This window comes from Holdemania filiformis DSM 12042, assembly GCF_000157995.1.
Taxonomy (GTDB): Bacteria; Bacillota_I; Bacilli_A; order Erysipelotrichales; family Erysipelotrichaceae; genus Holdemania; species Holdemania filiformis.
The window spans coordinates 99,192-114,583 of sequence record NZ_GG657557.1 but is presented as its reverse complement, the minus strand read 5'-3'; the positions used below and the strand labels follow the sequence as shown (position 1 = coordinate 114,583).

Genomic DNA, 15,392 nt, shown 5'->3' with positions numbered 1-15,392 from the left:
AGCCCAGATTACCAATCTGGCGGTTTATCGCAAAGACGCACAGACCGATGTCGTCATCCGGGCCCGCGAAGTCGCGCCGGAAGTGATGAAAAAACTGCTGAGCGATCACGGCTATCAGGTGATCTCGGTCTTGACCCGCTGCGATCAGTAAGGGAAGTCAGGATCGGGCAGGAGTTTTTGCCTGGCCTGAGATAGGAGTAAAATCGCGGATGTGAAGAAGCTGACAGAAGCAAGTTCTTCTTTTGACTGTCGGCTTTTTTAGTATTGATATTTCAAGAAGAATTCCCGCCCGCCGCTGAGGTCTCCTAAGATTTTAGTAAAAAACAGAGGATAAAGGCACGTTGACTCACGGTCTGAGTTCAGGCTGAACGATTTCTGTTATAATGAAGAAAACAAAGACCGCAGGCAAAACCGGCAGGAAAGGAGACTGGCAATGACAAAAAATAAACTTGTCAATCAAGGCGCAGTGCGGCGCGTCTACCGGCAGATCATCCTTTTAGGTATGTTTGTGCATGTGCTGTATGTCGCTTTGTTCGGCGGGCTAGGAATGAGCGGGATGGTGTACTACAATGTCGGCAGCACTGTGTTTTATATGGCGATGCTTGTTCTGGTTTTTTATGGGCGCTATCGGATGGCGGTGACGCTGATCCATCTGGAGGTCTGTGTTTTTGTCACAGCGGGAACGTTTGCGCTGGGGTGGGATGCGGGTCTTCCGCTGCTGCTGATCGCGCTGGCGTCGTTGATTTATATCCGGCCGTACCGGCGCAGTTGGATTCCCTATATGTTTTCAGCGCTGGAAATCGGCGTATTTGTGTTTTTGAAGATAGCCTGGGATCAAGAAGGAATGACGCCGGTCATTTCCGCGTGTCTGGCAAACGCCGTTTATTTGTTTAACGCGGCGGCCAGCTTTACGATTATTCTTGTTTCTTCAACAATTTTCAATGTTTCCTCGGCGTTAGCTCAAGGCCGGCTGATGCGGAAAAATGAGATTCTGCAGGAAGCCGCTTCCACGGATAGTCTGACCGGTGTGCTGACCCGCTACGGCTTGAAGGAACAGCTTGAGCTGCTGCAGGGCAAACAGGCGGTGATCGCGCTGGGCGATCTGGATGATTTTAAACGGATCAACGATACCTATGGACATATTTGCGGCGATTATGTGCTGGCCACGGCGGCCCGGCTGATGCAGGAAACGGCGGGCACTCAGGTTTGCCGCTGGGGCGGCGAGGAGTTTTTGATCATCATGACGGAGCAGCCGGAGCGTGAAGCCCGGGCGGTGTTAACCGGGATCGCGGAAAAAATCCGCAGCTATCCGTTTTCCTACGATGGGTATCAGATCCGGATTACGATGACCTTCGGTATGACATCTGGAGAGATCGGACCGGATTTCGAAAGCCTGGTGAAGCTGGCGGATCAGCGGATGTATCAGGGGAAGCGGCAGGGAAAAGACCAGATTGTTTCATAATCTGCAGGGAAGTTGAATAAAATTCAAACTCAGGCGTGGGCAATGCATGAAAATGTTGTATAATAAGCGCAGGAGGCGATGATCTTGGAACAGAAATCCTTGTTTGACGATCGCGATCTGAACAGTCCGCTGGCGAGCCGGCTGCGGCCGAAGACGCTGGAGGAAGTCGCGGGTCAGAAACATCTTTTAGGCGAGGGAAAAATCCTGCGGCAGCTGATCGAGCAGGATCAGGTGTCCTCGATGATTTTCTGGGGTCCGCCGGGTGTGGGGAAGACGACGCTGGCGCGGATCATCGCGGAGCGCACGCAGTCGCATTTTGTGGATTTCAGCGCGGTGACCAGCGGAATCAAGGAAATCAAAGAAGTCATGAATAAAGCCGAGCTAAACCGGCAGATGGGCGAGAAGACGATTTTATTCGTCGATGAAATCCATCGTTTTAATAAAGCACAGCAGGACGCATTTCTGCCTTTTGTGGAAAAGGGAAGCATTATTCTGATCGGCGCGACGACAGAGAATCCTTCCTTTGAGATCAATGCCGCTCTGCTTTCGCGGTGCAAGGTGTTTGTGCTGCAGGCGCTGGCGACGGAAGATCTGACGGAGCTGTTGGCGCGGGCTTTACAGGATCCGCGGGGGTTTGGCAATTATCATGTGGAACTGAATGATGATTTGTTGTGGATGATTGCCAATTTTGCCAACGGCGACGCACGCACCGCACTGAATACGTTGGAAATGGTGGTGCTCAACGGCGATAAGAACGGCGAGGATATCGTGGTGACGAAGGAGCATCTGGAACAGTGCATCAACCGCAAATCGTTGTTGTATGATAAAAAAGGCGAGGAACATTACAATTTAATCTCGGCGCTGCACAAGTCGATGCGCAACAGCGATGTCCAGGCGTCGGTGTACTGGCTGGCGCGGATGCTGGAAGCGGGCGAGGATCCGCTGTATATCGCGCGGCGGGTCGTGCGGTTTGCGAGCGAGGATATCGGCATGGCGGACAGCCGGGCGATGGAGGTTGCGGTGGCGGCTTATCAGGCGTGTCATTTCAACGGGATGCCGGAGTGCAGCGTCAATCTGACGCAGGCCGTCGTCTATATGGCGCTTTCGCCGAAGTCCAACGCTTTGTATATGGCGTATGAAGCGGCGAAGAAGGATGCGCTGGAGCATCTGGCCGAGCCGGTGCCGTTAGCGATCCGCAACGCGCCGACGTCGTTGATGAAGGAACTGCACTATGGTGAGGGGTATCAGTACGCTCACGATACCGAGGAAAAGCTAACGACGCTGCAATGTCTGCCGGATGCCTTACTGGATCGGAAATACTATGTTCCGACAAGGCAGGGCCGGGAAGGCCGGATTCAGGAACGGATGGAACAGATCGAAGCCTGGCAGAAGCAGCATCGTCATCAGTAGGGCTGGATATTTTATAGATTTATAAGGAGGGACGCCATGTTCATCATGATCGGCGCCGGTTCAGGCCATCGTAAAAAAGCGTATCTGGGGGTCAGAGTCTGTCCTCAGTGCGGAAAATTGAGTCATTTTTACTTAGTAGAACAAGCGCAGCAGGTGTCGGTGTTCTTTATGCCGGTGGTCCGCTGGGGTAAGCATTGGGGCATTGCTTGTTCACGCTGCAAGGCCGGTTTTGAGATTGCGGAGAGTGAAAAGGACTTCTGCCTGAAGCAGGCGCAGTGGATGCCGAACGAGAAACAGATGAACGAAGTGATCGAATATCTGGGTGCGCAGCTTCAATCAGGAGAGGAATCGGAGATTGAAACGCTGCGGGAACGAGTCCGGCTGCGGTTCGATTTCCATGTCGATGACCGGTCCTTTGAGGAGATTGTCAAAGGGCTGCGGCAGACGGCGGATCGTCAGCGGCAGTTTCAGCAGTTTTATTAAAAGAAATAGGAAGCGGAAAATAAAATTTTGCGTTTAGAAAAAGGAACCGTGAATGTTCCTTTTTTAATCTTCTTTTTAATCTGAGAAATTCAAAAATAATGGAAATAAAAATCCTGTTTTATGCAATCAGGCTGCAGAAAGAAACCTGCCCAGGAAAGCGGCAACGGAATCCCAGTATAATTGAGGATCCACGTCGGCGCTGGCCGCGTGAGCCGCGCCTTCGATGATCAACAGTTCTTTCTCTGTCGGACACGCTTCATAAACCTGATAGACCATCTTTGTCGGCACATAGGTATCGTTGCTGCCATGGATAAACATCATCGGGATGGTTGCTTTTTCGAGCTGTTTTACGGCTGATGCTTCTTTGAAATGATAGCCGGCCCGGATTCCAGTCATAATATCCGCGGTTGCCAGAAACGGAAATTCCGGCAGACCGAAGCGGTAGTCAAGTTGATTCTTGAACATTTCGTAAACCGAAGTATAGCCGCAGTCTTCAATGATCGCTTTAACATTGGAAGGCAAGGCTTCTCCAGCGGTCATCATCACGGTCGCACCGCCCATCGAAACGCCGTACAGTACAATTTCAGCGTCTGGATCTTGATTTACAACCTGATCGATCCAGCGTAAAAGATCCTTGCGGTCCAGCCAGCCCATGCCGATATACGATCCATCGCTTTCGCCATGCCCGCGGTTATCCGGGGTGATGACCGTGTAGCCAAGCTCGGAAAAATGCCGGGCTTCCGTCTGCATCGCCTCTTTGTTGGAGGTGTAGCCGTGAATGACCAGAGCGTAGCGATGCGAAGTGGGATCTGCGGTGTATTGCAGCGCGCGCAGCGTCAGTCCGTCATGGCTGACAATTTCTTTCTTTTCCAGGACGACCGTTTCCAGCCAGAGATCGGTTAGGCGTTGTTCCTCAGCTTTGTTGGCTTCCTCGTTGCCATAGGTTTCATTCACCGGCGCTTTGCCATCGTTGGCGGATTGCGGTGCTTGATCTGCGCGGTAGAGCGCATAATCGACCAGATAATTGCCGGCCCAGAAGCTGCCTGCGGTCAAGGCGGCAGTCATGACGGCAAGGATTGATATTAAAATTTTAGTTTTTTTCTTCATACAGATTCATCCTCATTTCAGGTCGGTTCATTGAGAACCTGAACGAGGAAAAAGTATATCAGAAAATAATTTGAATGTCAAAATAATTTCTGAAGGAACTTTCAGCTTCCTATGGCGGTGGAATACAAACAGATTCAGCGTTGCTATTCCATAGCTGTATGGATGATGAAAAGGGAAACAGAGAAATTAAAGTTACGCAGTTTTCCCTTGATTTTATAATCATGGGGGGATTTCCTGACGTTTAAAATCGAATTTCGCCATAATCCTTGCAAAAGAGCTTTTATGGTTATTATCTCTAAGGAAATCATGATTCTAGCTCCGCTTCGGCAGCTTCCCGATGGAAATCAGAGAGAGCGGAAACACAAAAAAAGCTGCCCGCCTTTTGCGTTCAGCTCTTGTTTTTATCTGGTGCGGTAGGTGGGACTTGAACCCACATGGTTTTACCCACACGCCCCTGAAACGTGCGCGTCTGCCGATTTCGCCACTACCGCATGTATATTAAACAGCCGTTTTCCGACTGCTTTTATATATTACACTAAAACGTTTCGATATGCAAGTGTTTTTTTTGTTTTTGTTGGCTAAAATGTGGGGTGTGAATTGAAAAAGTAAACGCAGCCTTAAGACCAGAGGAATTGCATTTACTTTTGTAAAGACGCGGACTGCCTTTTGCGCATAAAGCGATTGGAAATTCGATGCGGGTTTGTTGATTTACCATTTCGGGCGTCACCCGCAGGAACACTCGGCGAAAGAGGAAACCCAAGCTGAAATCGCATTTATGATGTGAAAAAATAAGCAAAAACGACAATTTTTACAGTTTGTAGGAAACTTGAAAAAGGCTATTGCATTTTATAGAGAGTGGAGTATAATCTGTTCACATAGTTAAATATTAAGCTACTTAACTATTTAGACGAAAGAGGTGACCGGTGTGAATGAACAGGAAATCGCTCAGAAGATGATGCGGCTGGCTTACGATATGCGTCAGCGCAGCGAACCTCGCGGGCGTAAGAAGATGACGATGAATTCCCGGGATATGATGATTTTGCATGGCATTATTCATCTGAATCCGGAAGGAATGATCAAAATGAGTCAGATCAAGGATCATTTCCATGTCAGTCCGGCTGCGGTATCCCAGGGAATCCGCTCCTTTGAACAACAAGGATGGGTTGAACGGGTGATCCTGGACAGCGATCGGCGCAGCGTCTACATTCGGATCACGGAAAAAGGCCGGGCCCTGATGCAGCAGAAGGAACAAGAATTCTGCGATCAGCTGACGGCGTATTTCCGTTATCTGGGCGAGGACGATAGTCTGGCGTTAATCCGGATTCTGGAACGAACCATCGGATATTGTCAGAATTTATCGGGCCGCTGCCCAAAAGAAAATTAGGAAAGGAGTAACTTATGGTCAAGCTAACGAAATATCTTAAGCCCTTTGCACTGTCGATCGCGGCAGTGATTGTGCTGTTGTTTGCCCAGGCGCAATGTGAGCTGGCGCTGCCGGATTACATGGCCGATATCGTTGACGTGGGGATTCAGACCGGCGGCATTCACAGCGCCATTCCGGAAGTGATCCGCCAAAGCGAGGCGGAGAAGCTGTCGATGTTCCTCAGCGACGAGGATCAGCGGCTGTTTTTATCCAGCTATACGCTGGTAGAGGCCGGTCAGGCCAGTGCGGAACAAATAAAACAAGCTCCGTTAGTCGAACAGGAGCCGGTCTATTTTCTCAATCCGCTCGAAGATGAACATCGGGATCAGCTGAATTCAGTCTTGGCGAAGGCTGAAATGATCCTGGTCAGTATTCCCGGGTTAAAGGAAACTGAGGAATTTAAGGCCTTGAATCTGCCGGAGGATGTCGATCTGATAACCCTGTTGCCGCAGCTGCCGCAGGAGGTCTTTGACGAGATCCTCACGAAAATCGATGCCAGCCTGGACGTGGCCGGCGAGAATGCGCTGTCGGTAGCGTCCGCTCAATTTGTCAAAATGGAATATAAGGCGATCGGCATCAATACAGATTCGATCCAGCTGAACTATATTTTCAACAGCGGCTTGCGGATGCTGGGCGTCGCGCTGTTTGGAACGATCTGCGCAATTGTGGTGACGTTTTTGGCGGCCCGGATCGCGGCCGGCGTTTCCCGCAACCTGCGGCTGGCGGTTTTCAGCAAGGTTGAGAACTTCGCGTCTGCGGAATTCAACCAGTTTTCCACTGGTACGCTGATCACCCGGACGACCAACGATGTTCAGCAGATCCAGCAGGTGCTGGTCATGTTCATGCGGATCGTCGTGTACGCGCCGATTATCGGCGTCGGGGCGATTATCAAGGTGCTGAATACCAACGCCTCGATGACCTGGATCATCGCGTTAGTCGTCGTGGTTATCATGGCGATCATGGGCGTGGCGTTCGCGGTTGTAATGCCGAAGTTCTCGATCATCCAGAAGCTGCTGGATAAGATGAACTCCGTGCTGCGCGAATTCCTGGACGGTCTGCCGGTCATCCGGGCGTTCAATACCCAGGCACATGAAGAAAAGAAATTTGATCAGGTCAATACCGACGTGACGAAAACGAACCTGTTTGTCAACCGCACGCTGGCGCTGTTAATGCCGATGATGATGCTGGTGATGAACTGCGTCGGCATCCTGATCGTCTGGGTCGGCGGTCATCAGATCGACATGGGGACGCTGCAGGTCGGCAATATGATGGCGTTTATCCAGTACAGCATGCAGATCATCATGGCCTTCTTAATGATCACGATGGTTTCGATCATGCTGCCGCGGGCGGCCGTTTCGATCAAGCGTGTCATGGAAGTGCTCAACTGTGAGCTTTCGATTACCGATCCGAAGCAGCCGAAGGCGTTCGATCCTCAGCAGCATGGCTATGTTGAATTTAAAGACGTGGCTTTCCGTTATCCGGGCGCAGAGGAAAACGTCATTGAAAACATTTCCTTTCTGGCCCGTCCGGGACAGACGACGGCCTTTATCGGCTCGACAGGTTCCGGCAAATCCACAATCGTGAACCTGGTGCCGCGGTTCTTCGACGTCACAGCTGGTTCGATTGAGGTGGACGGCGTGGATATCCGTGAAGTCAGCCAGCAGGAACTGCGTCATAGAATCGGTTATGTGCCGCAGAAGGGCGTGCTGTTCTCCGGCACCATCGAATCCAACCTGCGCTATGCCGAAGCGGATGCGGACTGGCATCAGCTTAAACAGGCGGCGGAAATTGCCCAGGCGAGCGAGTTCATCGACTCCAAGCCGGAAGGCTATGACACGCCGATCGCGCAGGGCGGCACCAACGTATCCGGCGGTCAGAAGCAGCGTTTGTCGATCGCCCGCGCTTTAGTCCGCAATCCGGAAATCTATATTTTCGACGATTCGTTCTCCGCGCTGGACTTCAAGACGGACGCGGCGCTGCGCAAAGCCCTCAACGAGCTGTGTCAGCGGACAGGCAGCACAGTGCTGTTGGTCGCTCAGCGAATTTCGTCGATTATGCATGCTGATCAGATCGTCGTGCTCGATAAGGGCCGGATCGCCGGCATCGGCACGCACGAACAACTGATGAAAACCTGTGAGGTCTACCAGGAAATTGCGTATTCGCAGCTGTCAAAGGAGGAATTGGGTCATGACGAACACGAAGCATAATCCGAAACCGATGATGCGCGGCCCGATGGGACGCGGCCACGGAATGCGCGGCGCCGGCGAAAAGGCCAAAGATTTCAACGGCACGATGAAGCAGCTGCTGCGCTACATTAAGCCGTATTCCCTCTCGATGCTTTTTGGAATTCTGTTTGCGGCGGTCGCAACGGTGATGACGGTCGTCGGTCCGAAAATTTTAGGCAAAGCCACGACGGAGCTGGCAGCCGGACTGAGCGCGAAAGCGATGGGCACCGGAAGCATTAATTTCGGCCGGATCGCGGAAATTCTGATTTTCCTGTTATGTTTGTACGGCTTATCGGCCCTGTTCCATTATTTTCAGAACTGGCTGATGGCCGGCGTCGCACAGAAGGTTTCCTACAATCTGCGCAAAGCGCTGGCTGAGAAAATCGACCGTCTGCCGTTTAAATACTTTGACACCCATTCACACGGCGATCTTCTCTCGCGGGCGACCAACGACGTCGATACGGTGTCGCAGACACTGAACCAGTCGCTGGCGCAGATCATCACCGCGATTGTCCAATTGATCGGCTTCACGATTGTGATGTTGTCGATCAGCTGGGAAATGACACTGATGGCCTTCTGCGTTCTGCCGCTTTCAGCGATTCTGGTCATGCAGATCGTCAAGCGTTCACAGCGGTTCTTCGCCCGTCAGCAGGAAGCGCTGGGTGCGGTCAACGGCCACATTGAAGAAATGTATTCCGGTCATATCGTGATGAAAGCCTTCAACGGCGAGGAACGTTCGATCGCGGAATTCAGCGAGAACAACCAGCGGTTGTATGATTCCGCATGGAAATCGCAGTTCTTAAGCGGCATGATGCAGCCGTTAACGACGCTGATCGGCAACCTCGGTTATGTCGGCGTCTGTATTTTAGGCGGCTGGCTGACGATCAAGGGCGCGATTGAAATCGGCGATATCCAGGCGTTCATCCAGTATGTGCGCAACTTCAATCAGCCGATCAACCAGCTTTCTCAGTCGATGAACGTCCTGCAGTCGACCGCGGCTGCCGCGGAGCGGGTCTTTGAATTCTTAAACGAAGAAGAAGAAATTGCTGAAACTACAAATCCTGCGCCCGTTCGTGATCGTCATGGCAAATCTCTGATCCAGGGACAGGTCACATTTGAAAATGTCCATTTCGGTTACAATCCGGATAAGATCATCATCAATGATTTCTCGATGTTCATCAATGCCGGCAAGCGCGTCGCCATCGTCGGACCGACCGGGGCGGGCAAGACGACGATCGTCAAGCTGTTAATGCGGTTCTACGAGCTTAACAGCGGTACGATTTATGTCGATGGCCAGGATATCAAGAACTATAAGCGATCCGATCTGCGCTCATTGTTCGGTATGGTGCTTCAGGACGCGTGGCTGTTTAACGGCACGGTCATGGAGAATCTGCGCTATGGACGGCTGGACGCAACAGATCAGGAGGTCATCGCGGCGGCGAAGGCAGCGCATGTGGATCACTTCATCCGCACGCTGGACCATGGCTACCAGACGATGATCGACGGTGATTCCGGGAATATCTCCCAGGGTCAGAAACAGCTGCTGACAATCGCACGGGCGTTCCTGGCGGATCCGAAGATTCTGATTCTGGACGAAGCGACGTCCTCTGTCGATACGCGCACGGAAGTCCTGATTCAGAAGGGCATGGAAACATTGATGAAAGGCCGCACGAGCTTTATCATCGCGCACCGTCTGTCGACGATCCGCGACGCCGATCTGATTCTGGTCATGAAGGAGGGCGACATCGTCGAAGCAGGCACACATGATTCGTTGATGGCCGACAACGGCTTCTACGCTTCGCTGTATAACTCGCAGTTTGAGGATTGCGAATAAATCCAATAAGCTTTATTTGTTGACAGACCTGGTCCAAGCGGCCAGGTCTTTTTAGTATCTTAGAATAAAAGAGGAAGGGCTGCGGAAATGAAAATCATCGCCAAGGACGTCAATCCTTGCGAAAAACGAATGAGAGTCTTACATTTCCATGACTTTGTCTTGCCCCCGGGCGCAACTCAAAAAATTCCGTGTATAATAAAATTAGAAAAGAAACAAAGTGATCCTGCACGCGAAAGTGACGGCTTGATGCCGGGAAAGCAGATTTCAGAAAACAGAATTTGACAGCTTGAAGATCTCTGCGACAACGGATTCCGTCCGGGTGTTTTTGCGTATTCTCAGGATGACTGGATGGAACGGTCAAGCTTCACGCCGAAGGAATGCATAAATCGCTTAGGTGAAAAGGAGGGATATCATCATGAAGAAAAGAAAATGGCAAGGGATCATCAGCGGCGGACTAGCGCTGGGATTGTTCTTCTCGCTGCAGCCGGTTTCAGCTCAGACGCTTGCGAAAGAAGGAACGGGTCAGGAATTGTTTGGGACGGTCTCAGAACACTTCGGCCTGGATGCCGGGATCAGCCGGGCGGAGAAACGAACGGCCCGGCAAACCGAAGTGACGATTGTTTCCTTTGATCCGTTAGACTCGAAGGTTGCCGAACAAACCGTTGCGGTGGGAACGGCCCAGTCAAAGCTGAATCTGCCGGACACGTTGTCAGGAATGGATTCAGAAGGGAAGCCGGTAAAGGATATTCCGGTTACGTGGAAATCAGCCGGCGATCCTTACGATCTAACGACGCCGCAGGATTATATCTTTATTGCCGAACTGAGTTCCGGCTACGTTCTGGCGCAGGATGCTGAACTGCCGGAAATTATCATCACCGTGACCGGCTTTGAGCCGACGACGCTGCCTGAAAATTATGTGCGCGTTACTGTGAAGGCCGGCGAGCTGAAAACCAAGGTGGAAAAGGGGCAGGTTCTTCCGCAGAACATCGCAGCCTTATTGATTGAGGGTTCGCTGAACGAAAAGGATTTGCAATATATTCGCGAGAACTTAAAGAATTTGAAAACACTGGATCTGGAGAAAACATCGTTGACCGCGATTCCGAAGTCCGCCTTCCAGAACATGGCTTCTCTGGAAAACGTCGTTCTGCCATCGTCGGCAACCGCGATCGGAGAACAGGCGTTCAAGGGTTGTGAGCATTTGACATCGGTGAATCTGTCAAAGGTGGAGAAGATCGGGACTTCTGCTTTTGAAGGCTGCACCAAGCTGGGCGAAGTGGATCTGACGCAGGTCACATCGCTGGGGGCTTCCGCCTTCGCGGGCTGCACGACGCTGAGCCTGAAGAACGGCACACTGAATCCCAATCTGAAAACGATTGCGGATCGTGCGTTCCAGCAGAATGCCAGCTTAACGCAGATCGATCTGTCGTCCATCGAATCGATCGGCGCAAACGCTTTCGAAGGCTGCACCAAGCTGGGCGAAGTGGATCTGACGCAGGTCACATCGCTGGGGGCTTCCGCCTTCGCGGGCTGCACGACGCTGAGCCTGAAGAACGGCGCACTGAATCCCAATCTGAAAACGATCGCGGATCGTGCGTTCCAGCAGAACACCAGCTTAGCGCAGATCGATCTGTCGTCCATCGAATCGATCGGCGCGAACGCTTTTGAAGGCTGCACCAAGCTGGGCGAAGTGGATTTATCGCAGGTCACATCGCTGGGGGCTTCCGCCTTCGCGGGCTGCACCCAGTTGAAGCTGAAAGCCCAGACGAACCTGAATCCGAATTTAAGCACGATTGGAAACCGGACGTTCAGTCAATGTTCGTCTTTGACGCAAGTCGATTTATCCCATGTGAATACCCTGAGCGAACAAACCTTCGCGGATTGCGCCGGTTTGAGCGAGGTGGATCTGTCAAAGGTTGCCCATCTGGGCGCCGGCGCGTTTAAAAACTGTTCCAGCTTGCGGATGGTGGGAATGCCGGAAAACAAGCCTGACTGGGGCAGCCAGCCTTTTGAAAATGTCCCAGGCCTGTTGCTTTTGTTCGAAAATGGCAAGGCCTACTCTGATTGTTCTGTTTTCCCAAGCGGATCCTCGGTTCCGGTTATCGAAGGGAAAGATATTAAAGCCGGAGAAACGTTGGAATTGGCGGTGAAACCACAGCTTAACGCCAGCCTTACCTATCAATGGAGCTTTAACGGAACGCCGCTGACGGCGCAGACGAATCCGACGTTGAAAATTGATCAGGCGCAGGTCAGTCACAGCGGAACCTATCAATGCGACGTGACATGGGGAACGTTAGTTCAGCGGGCGGAAATAAACGTGAAGGTGACAGAAATGCCAAAGCCGACCCCGACTCCAACGCCAACTCCGACCCCGACGCCAGCGCATGATCACAACTATGGACCGATGCAATCCGATCCGACATGGCATTACCGCGAATGCATCGACGGCGACGGCGCGAAGGCTGAAATCGCGGAGCATACGCCGAGCGAGTGGATCATCATAGAAAAAGCAACGGCGACGAAAGCCGGAAGTAAGAAGAAAGTCTGCACGGTCTGCGGCAGACAGCTGGAATGGCAGGAAATTCCGGCGACGGGTCCGGAATATTCGCAGAAGACATTGAAAGCCAAAGACAACAAGCTGCAGATCAGCGGCGAATTTGCGGCGAATTCCAGTCTGACTCTTTCTGAAGCCTTGCCGCATAAGCAAGGCGAATGCGAGGCCTGCGACGCGATCCGCGAGCAGCAGGAAAAGACCGGCTGGCTCACGGGCAGCCGTCTGCAGCTGAAAGCGGGAAAGTACCGTGGATCGCTGAGCGTTGAAATTCCGACTGACAAAAAGGATGGTACCGAGCTGACCGTCTGGATCTGTCAGAATAAGAAATTAGTGAAGGAAACGAAAAAAGTGAAATCCGGAGTGATTACCCTGACCGTTGAAAGCTGGCCGGATTATATCGGACTCTCTGAAGCTCCAGTTCAGATCAGCGGACTGCCGGGATCCTTGAGTTTAACTGTCGGCGAACAAACGACGTTGAAGCCGCAGCCTGCCGGAGGAAGCTGGGAATATGACCAATCCGTACTGGAGATCACCGCGGGACAGGACAGCTATACTGTAAAGGCGCTAAAACCGGGTGAAACGACGATCACCTATTCAGCGGAGGGCGTTCAGTCGAGTCTGAAGGTCGCCGTGACAGAGAAAGCGGCAGAACCTGAACCAGAAGTGAAGAAAAAAGGAAGCATCGTTCCGTTTGCGATCGGGATTCTTGTCTTCGCAGCGGCCGTTCTGATCGGCGGCGCTGTGTTCTTAAAGCGGCAGATCGATCAATCGCAAGGCTGATTTAAACTAGGCGTGAAGATTGCCCTGGCAAACGCCAACCCGGCGATGCGTACAGGACAAAGGCATTCAGGGTAAGAACCTGGAATAAAAACAAGGCAGCGGGAAGCGTAAAACCATCTCGCTGCTTTTTTTGCGGCGATCAGTTGGAGTGGATTCCCCGCGGCGGGCAAAAAAGCGCCGGTGTGAACTTGATTCTGCTTTCTCAGGCATAATGTCCGCATTTTCTTTTGCTGCAGGGTTTGCTATAATGATTTCAATTCATGGAATCGAAGAAACTGAGGGATCGGTTGTGGATAAGTTTCTCATTGTTACTCTTGCGCTGGATCTGTCTGAGTTTATCGCTCATTCCGATCACTCAGGCTGGAAATGATCATCATGAGCTAAGCTTGTTCCTCGGAAAAGCAGGGAGAAAGAGGGATTGAAATGAACGACATAAAGAAACGCGAACGGATCATACTGATCTTAGGCTCGCTGGCCGGCCTGCTTCTGGTCGGATTTATGCTTGTGTTTGCGTTGGCTGTCCATCAAAGCTATACGGTTCAGGAACACAACGGAACGCTGAAAACCATCAGTGAAGAACGCACAGTCACGTTGGTGCAAAGCGGCCAGACGTTCTGGCGCTATTGGGATGAGGGCGAAAATCCCGAACCTTCGGCAAGTCTGCGGTGGACTGAACCAGATTATGACGATTCCGCCTGGAAAAGCGGAATGGGAACCTTTGGCGCTTACGCAGATTCGGCGGCTGGACGTCAAAAAACGGACACTCTGCTGAATTATGCTTTGCCGGATCGGCGGGCGATTCCCGTTTATTATTTCCGCACGGAATTTGAAGGCGGGGATCTGGGGAATGTCCAGTGCCTGACCGGCAAAATTCATTACGACGATGCGGTGATGATGTATCTCAACGGCGAGCTGGTGTATGCCTCGAATATTCCCGACGGCGGGTATACTGCAGAAAATCTCTATGGTTCATCTACGCGTGTCGGCGAAGCGGAAAACGATATCTTTGTCATCAATAATCTGGATTCGCTGAAGTCCGGACGCAATGTTCTGGCCGTTGAGCTGCATCAGCGCGACGAAGCCAGCTCGGATATTTATTTTGATCTGGAGATCCTCGAAACTTCCAATGAAACTTCGATGACGCAGCCCCTCGATCTGTCCGGACTGGTTCTGGAACAGGGGGCAAAGAATGACGAGATCATCGTCGACTGGCTGACGGAGAACAAGGGCACCTATGAGCTGATCTGGGCGCCAGGTACCGATAAAAGTGCGCTGCGCACTCCGGCTGGCAGAAAGCTGATGGGCGGACGGAAGACTGGCGTCGGCGGAACGTTCAGCTATCATGGCAAGCTGAGCAGTCTGCCGGAAGGGCAGTCGTATGTGTATCAAATTGTAGATTTGCAGCATAACCTCAGCTCAGAAGTTTCATCGTTTAAAATTCAACCGGAACAACCCTTTACGTTTGGGTTTGTCGGCGATGTTCAGATCCGGACGGAACATCTGGAGGAGAATCAAGAAAACTGGCAGAGAGCCGTCGATACGCTGGCGCAGCTGCAGCCGGATCTCAGTTTTATTCTGACTGCCGGCGATCAGGTCAACAGCAGCGACAACGAGAAAGCATTGAAGGAATATAACGCCTTCCGCAGTCCGGCCGCATTGAAGCAGATTCCGGTTGCGGTCAACATCGGCAACCATGAGGGCAATACGGAATTGCTTGAAAGTCAATTTGAGCGGCTGAAGAACGGTTCGGATTACTATTATGATTACGGTGATACTTTGTTCTATGCGCTGAACTGTATGGATACGGATACGCAGGCGCATCTGGACAAACTTAGCCAGACGATTACGCGTCACAAGCCGCGCTGGGTGATTGTGACGATGCACTATTCGCTGTTTGGCAGTAAGGACCGGTCGGATAATGAAAAGGTCATGGCTGCCCGCGATGCGTACGCCCAGGCTTTTTCAGATCTGAATGTCGACGTCGTGCTTTCGGGGCATGATCATTATTACAGCCGTTCCCTGCTGATGCAGGGAGAGACGACGACTGACCGGCAAGAAGGACGGAAGCGCCGTGGCGATGTCTTGTATGTGTCTGGGGGAACGCCGACCGGCAGTAA

10 protein-coding genes and 1 tRNA gene are annotated in these 15,392 nt (G+C 51.9%); 9 read left to right on the top strand and 2 right to left on the bottom strand.

Annotated features, from left to right (window positions below; translation table 11 throughout):
* The first annotated feature begins 433 nt into the window (after positions 1 to 433).
* From HOLDEFILI_RS09455 to HOLDEFILI_RS09445, 3 genes are all read left to right on the top strand, one after another.
* Positions 434 to 1,462, top strand: coding sequence for a GGDEF domain-containing protein (locus HOLDEFILI_RS09455; RefSeq protein ID WP_006059411.1), 1,029 nt, complete (start codon positions 434 to 436; stop codon positions 1,460 to 1,462).
* 78 nt (positions 1,463 to 1,540) lie between these two features.
* Entirely contained in the window at positions 1,541 to 2,872 is a 1,332-nt protein-coding gene (locus HOLDEFILI_RS09450) for a replication-associated recombination protein A (protein ID WP_006059410.1), read from the top strand.
* Between the two features lie 36 nt (positions 2,873 to 2,908).
* Complete coding sequence (locus HOLDEFILI_RS09445; RefSeq protein ID WP_006059409.1) at positions 2,909 to 3,355, top strand: zinc-ribbon domain-containing protein; 447 nt, start codon at positions 2,909 to 2,911, stop codon at positions 3,353 to 3,355.
* 126 nt (positions 3,356 to 3,481) lie between these two features.
* Here HOLDEFILI_RS09445 and HOLDEFILI_RS09440 read toward each other — a convergent pair whose 3' ends face one another.
* Together HOLDEFILI_RS09440 and HOLDEFILI_RS09435 are read right to left on the bottom strand one after the other, a co-directional pair.
* Entirely contained in the window at positions 3,482 to 4,462 is a 981-nt protein-coding gene (locus HOLDEFILI_RS09440) for an alpha/beta hydrolase (protein ID WP_006059408.1), read from the bottom strand.
* A gap of 406 nt (positions 4,463 to 4,868) precedes the next feature.
* Positions 4,869 to 4,953: transfer RNA gene (locus HOLDEFILI_RS09435), tRNA-Leu, on the bottom strand.
* Positions 4,954 to 5,387: 434 nt separating this feature from the next.
* Here HOLDEFILI_RS09435 and HOLDEFILI_RS09430 point away from each other — a divergent pair.
* The 6 genes from HOLDEFILI_RS09430 to HOLDEFILI_RS09405 all read left to right on the top strand — a co-directional run.
* Entirely contained in the window at positions 5,388 to 5,846 is a 459-nt protein-coding gene (locus tag HOLDEFILI_RS09430) for a MarR family winged helix-turn-helix transcriptional regulator (RefSeq protein ID WP_039864607.1), read from the top strand.
* A 14-nt stretch (positions 5,847 to 5,860) separates the two neighbouring features.
* The gene (locus HOLDEFILI_RS09425; protein WP_006059405.1) at positions 5,861 to 8,092 is read left to right on the top strand and encodes an ABC transporter ATP-binding protein; all 2,232 of its coding nucleotides are present in this window, start codon (positions 5,861 to 5,863) and stop codon (positions 8,090 to 8,092) included.
* The gene (locus tag HOLDEFILI_RS09420; RefSeq protein ID WP_006059404.1) at positions 8,073 to 9,944 is read left to right on the top strand and encodes an ABC transporter ATP-binding protein; all 1,872 of its coding nucleotides are present in this window, start codon (positions 8,073 to 8,075) and stop codon (positions 9,942 to 9,944) included. Before HOLDEFILI_RS09425 ends, HOLDEFILI_RS09420 begins: the two co-directional genes overlap by 20 nt.
* A gap of 87 nt (positions 9,945 to 10,031) precedes the next feature.
* Positions 10,032 to 10,226 carry a hypothetical protein gene (locus HOLDEFILI_RS09415; protein ID WP_006059403.1) on the top strand — a complete coding sequence of 65 codons (195 nt, stop codon included), beginning with the start codon at positions 10,032 to 10,034 and terminating at the stop codon, positions 10,224 to 10,226.
* Positions 10,227 to 10,359: 133 nt separating this feature from the next.
* On the top strand, positions 10,360 to 13,275 hold the full coding sequence (locus HOLDEFILI_RS09410) for a leucine-rich repeat protein (protein WP_006059402.1): 2,916 nt from the start codon (positions 10,360 to 10,362) through the stop codon (positions 13,273 to 13,275).
* A gap of 423 nt (positions 13,276 to 13,698) precedes the next feature.
* A partial coding sequence (locus tag HOLDEFILI_RS09405; RefSeq protein ID WP_006059399.1) for a metallophosphoesterase family protein occupies positions 13,699 to 15,392 on the top strand: 1,694 nt, incomplete at its 3' end.

What these genes read in the sequence shown, in the direction of transcription:
- HOLDEFILI_RS09450 (WP_006059410.1), top strand. Translation starts at nt 1,541, where the DNA reads ATGATCTTGGAACAGAAATCCTTGTTTGACGATCGCGATCTGAACAGT.
- HOLDEFILI_RS09445 (WP_006059409.1), top strand. Translation starts at nt 2,909, where the DNA reads ATGTTCATCATGATCGGCGCCGGTTCAGGCCATCGTAAAAAAGCGTAT.
- HOLDEFILI_RS09440 (WP_006059408.1), bottom strand. Translation starts at nt 4,462, where the DNA reads ATGAAGAAAAAAACTAAAATTTTAATATCAATCCTTGCCGTCATGACT.
- HOLDEFILI_RS09415 (WP_006059403.1), top strand. Translation starts at nt 10,032, where the DNA reads ATGAAAATCATCGCCAAGGACGTCAATCCTTGCGAAAAACGAATGAGA.
- HOLDEFILI_RS09410 (WP_006059402.1), top strand. Translation starts at nt 10,360, where the DNA reads ATGAAGAAAAGAAAATGGCAAGGGATCATCAGCGGCGGACTAGCGCTG.
- HOLDEFILI_RS09425 (WP_006059405.1), top strand. Translation starts at nt 5,861, where the DNA reads ATGGTCAAGCTAACGAAATATCTTAAGCCCTTTGCACTGTCGATCGCG.
- HOLDEFILI_RS09420 (WP_006059404.1), top strand. Translation starts at nt 8,073, where the DNA reads ATGACGAACACGAAGCATAATCCGAAACCGATGATGCGCGGCCCGATG.
- HOLDEFILI_RS09455 (WP_006059411.1), top strand. Translation starts at nt 434, where the DNA reads ATGACAAAAAATAAACTTGTCAATCAAGGCGCAGTGCGGCGCGTCTAC.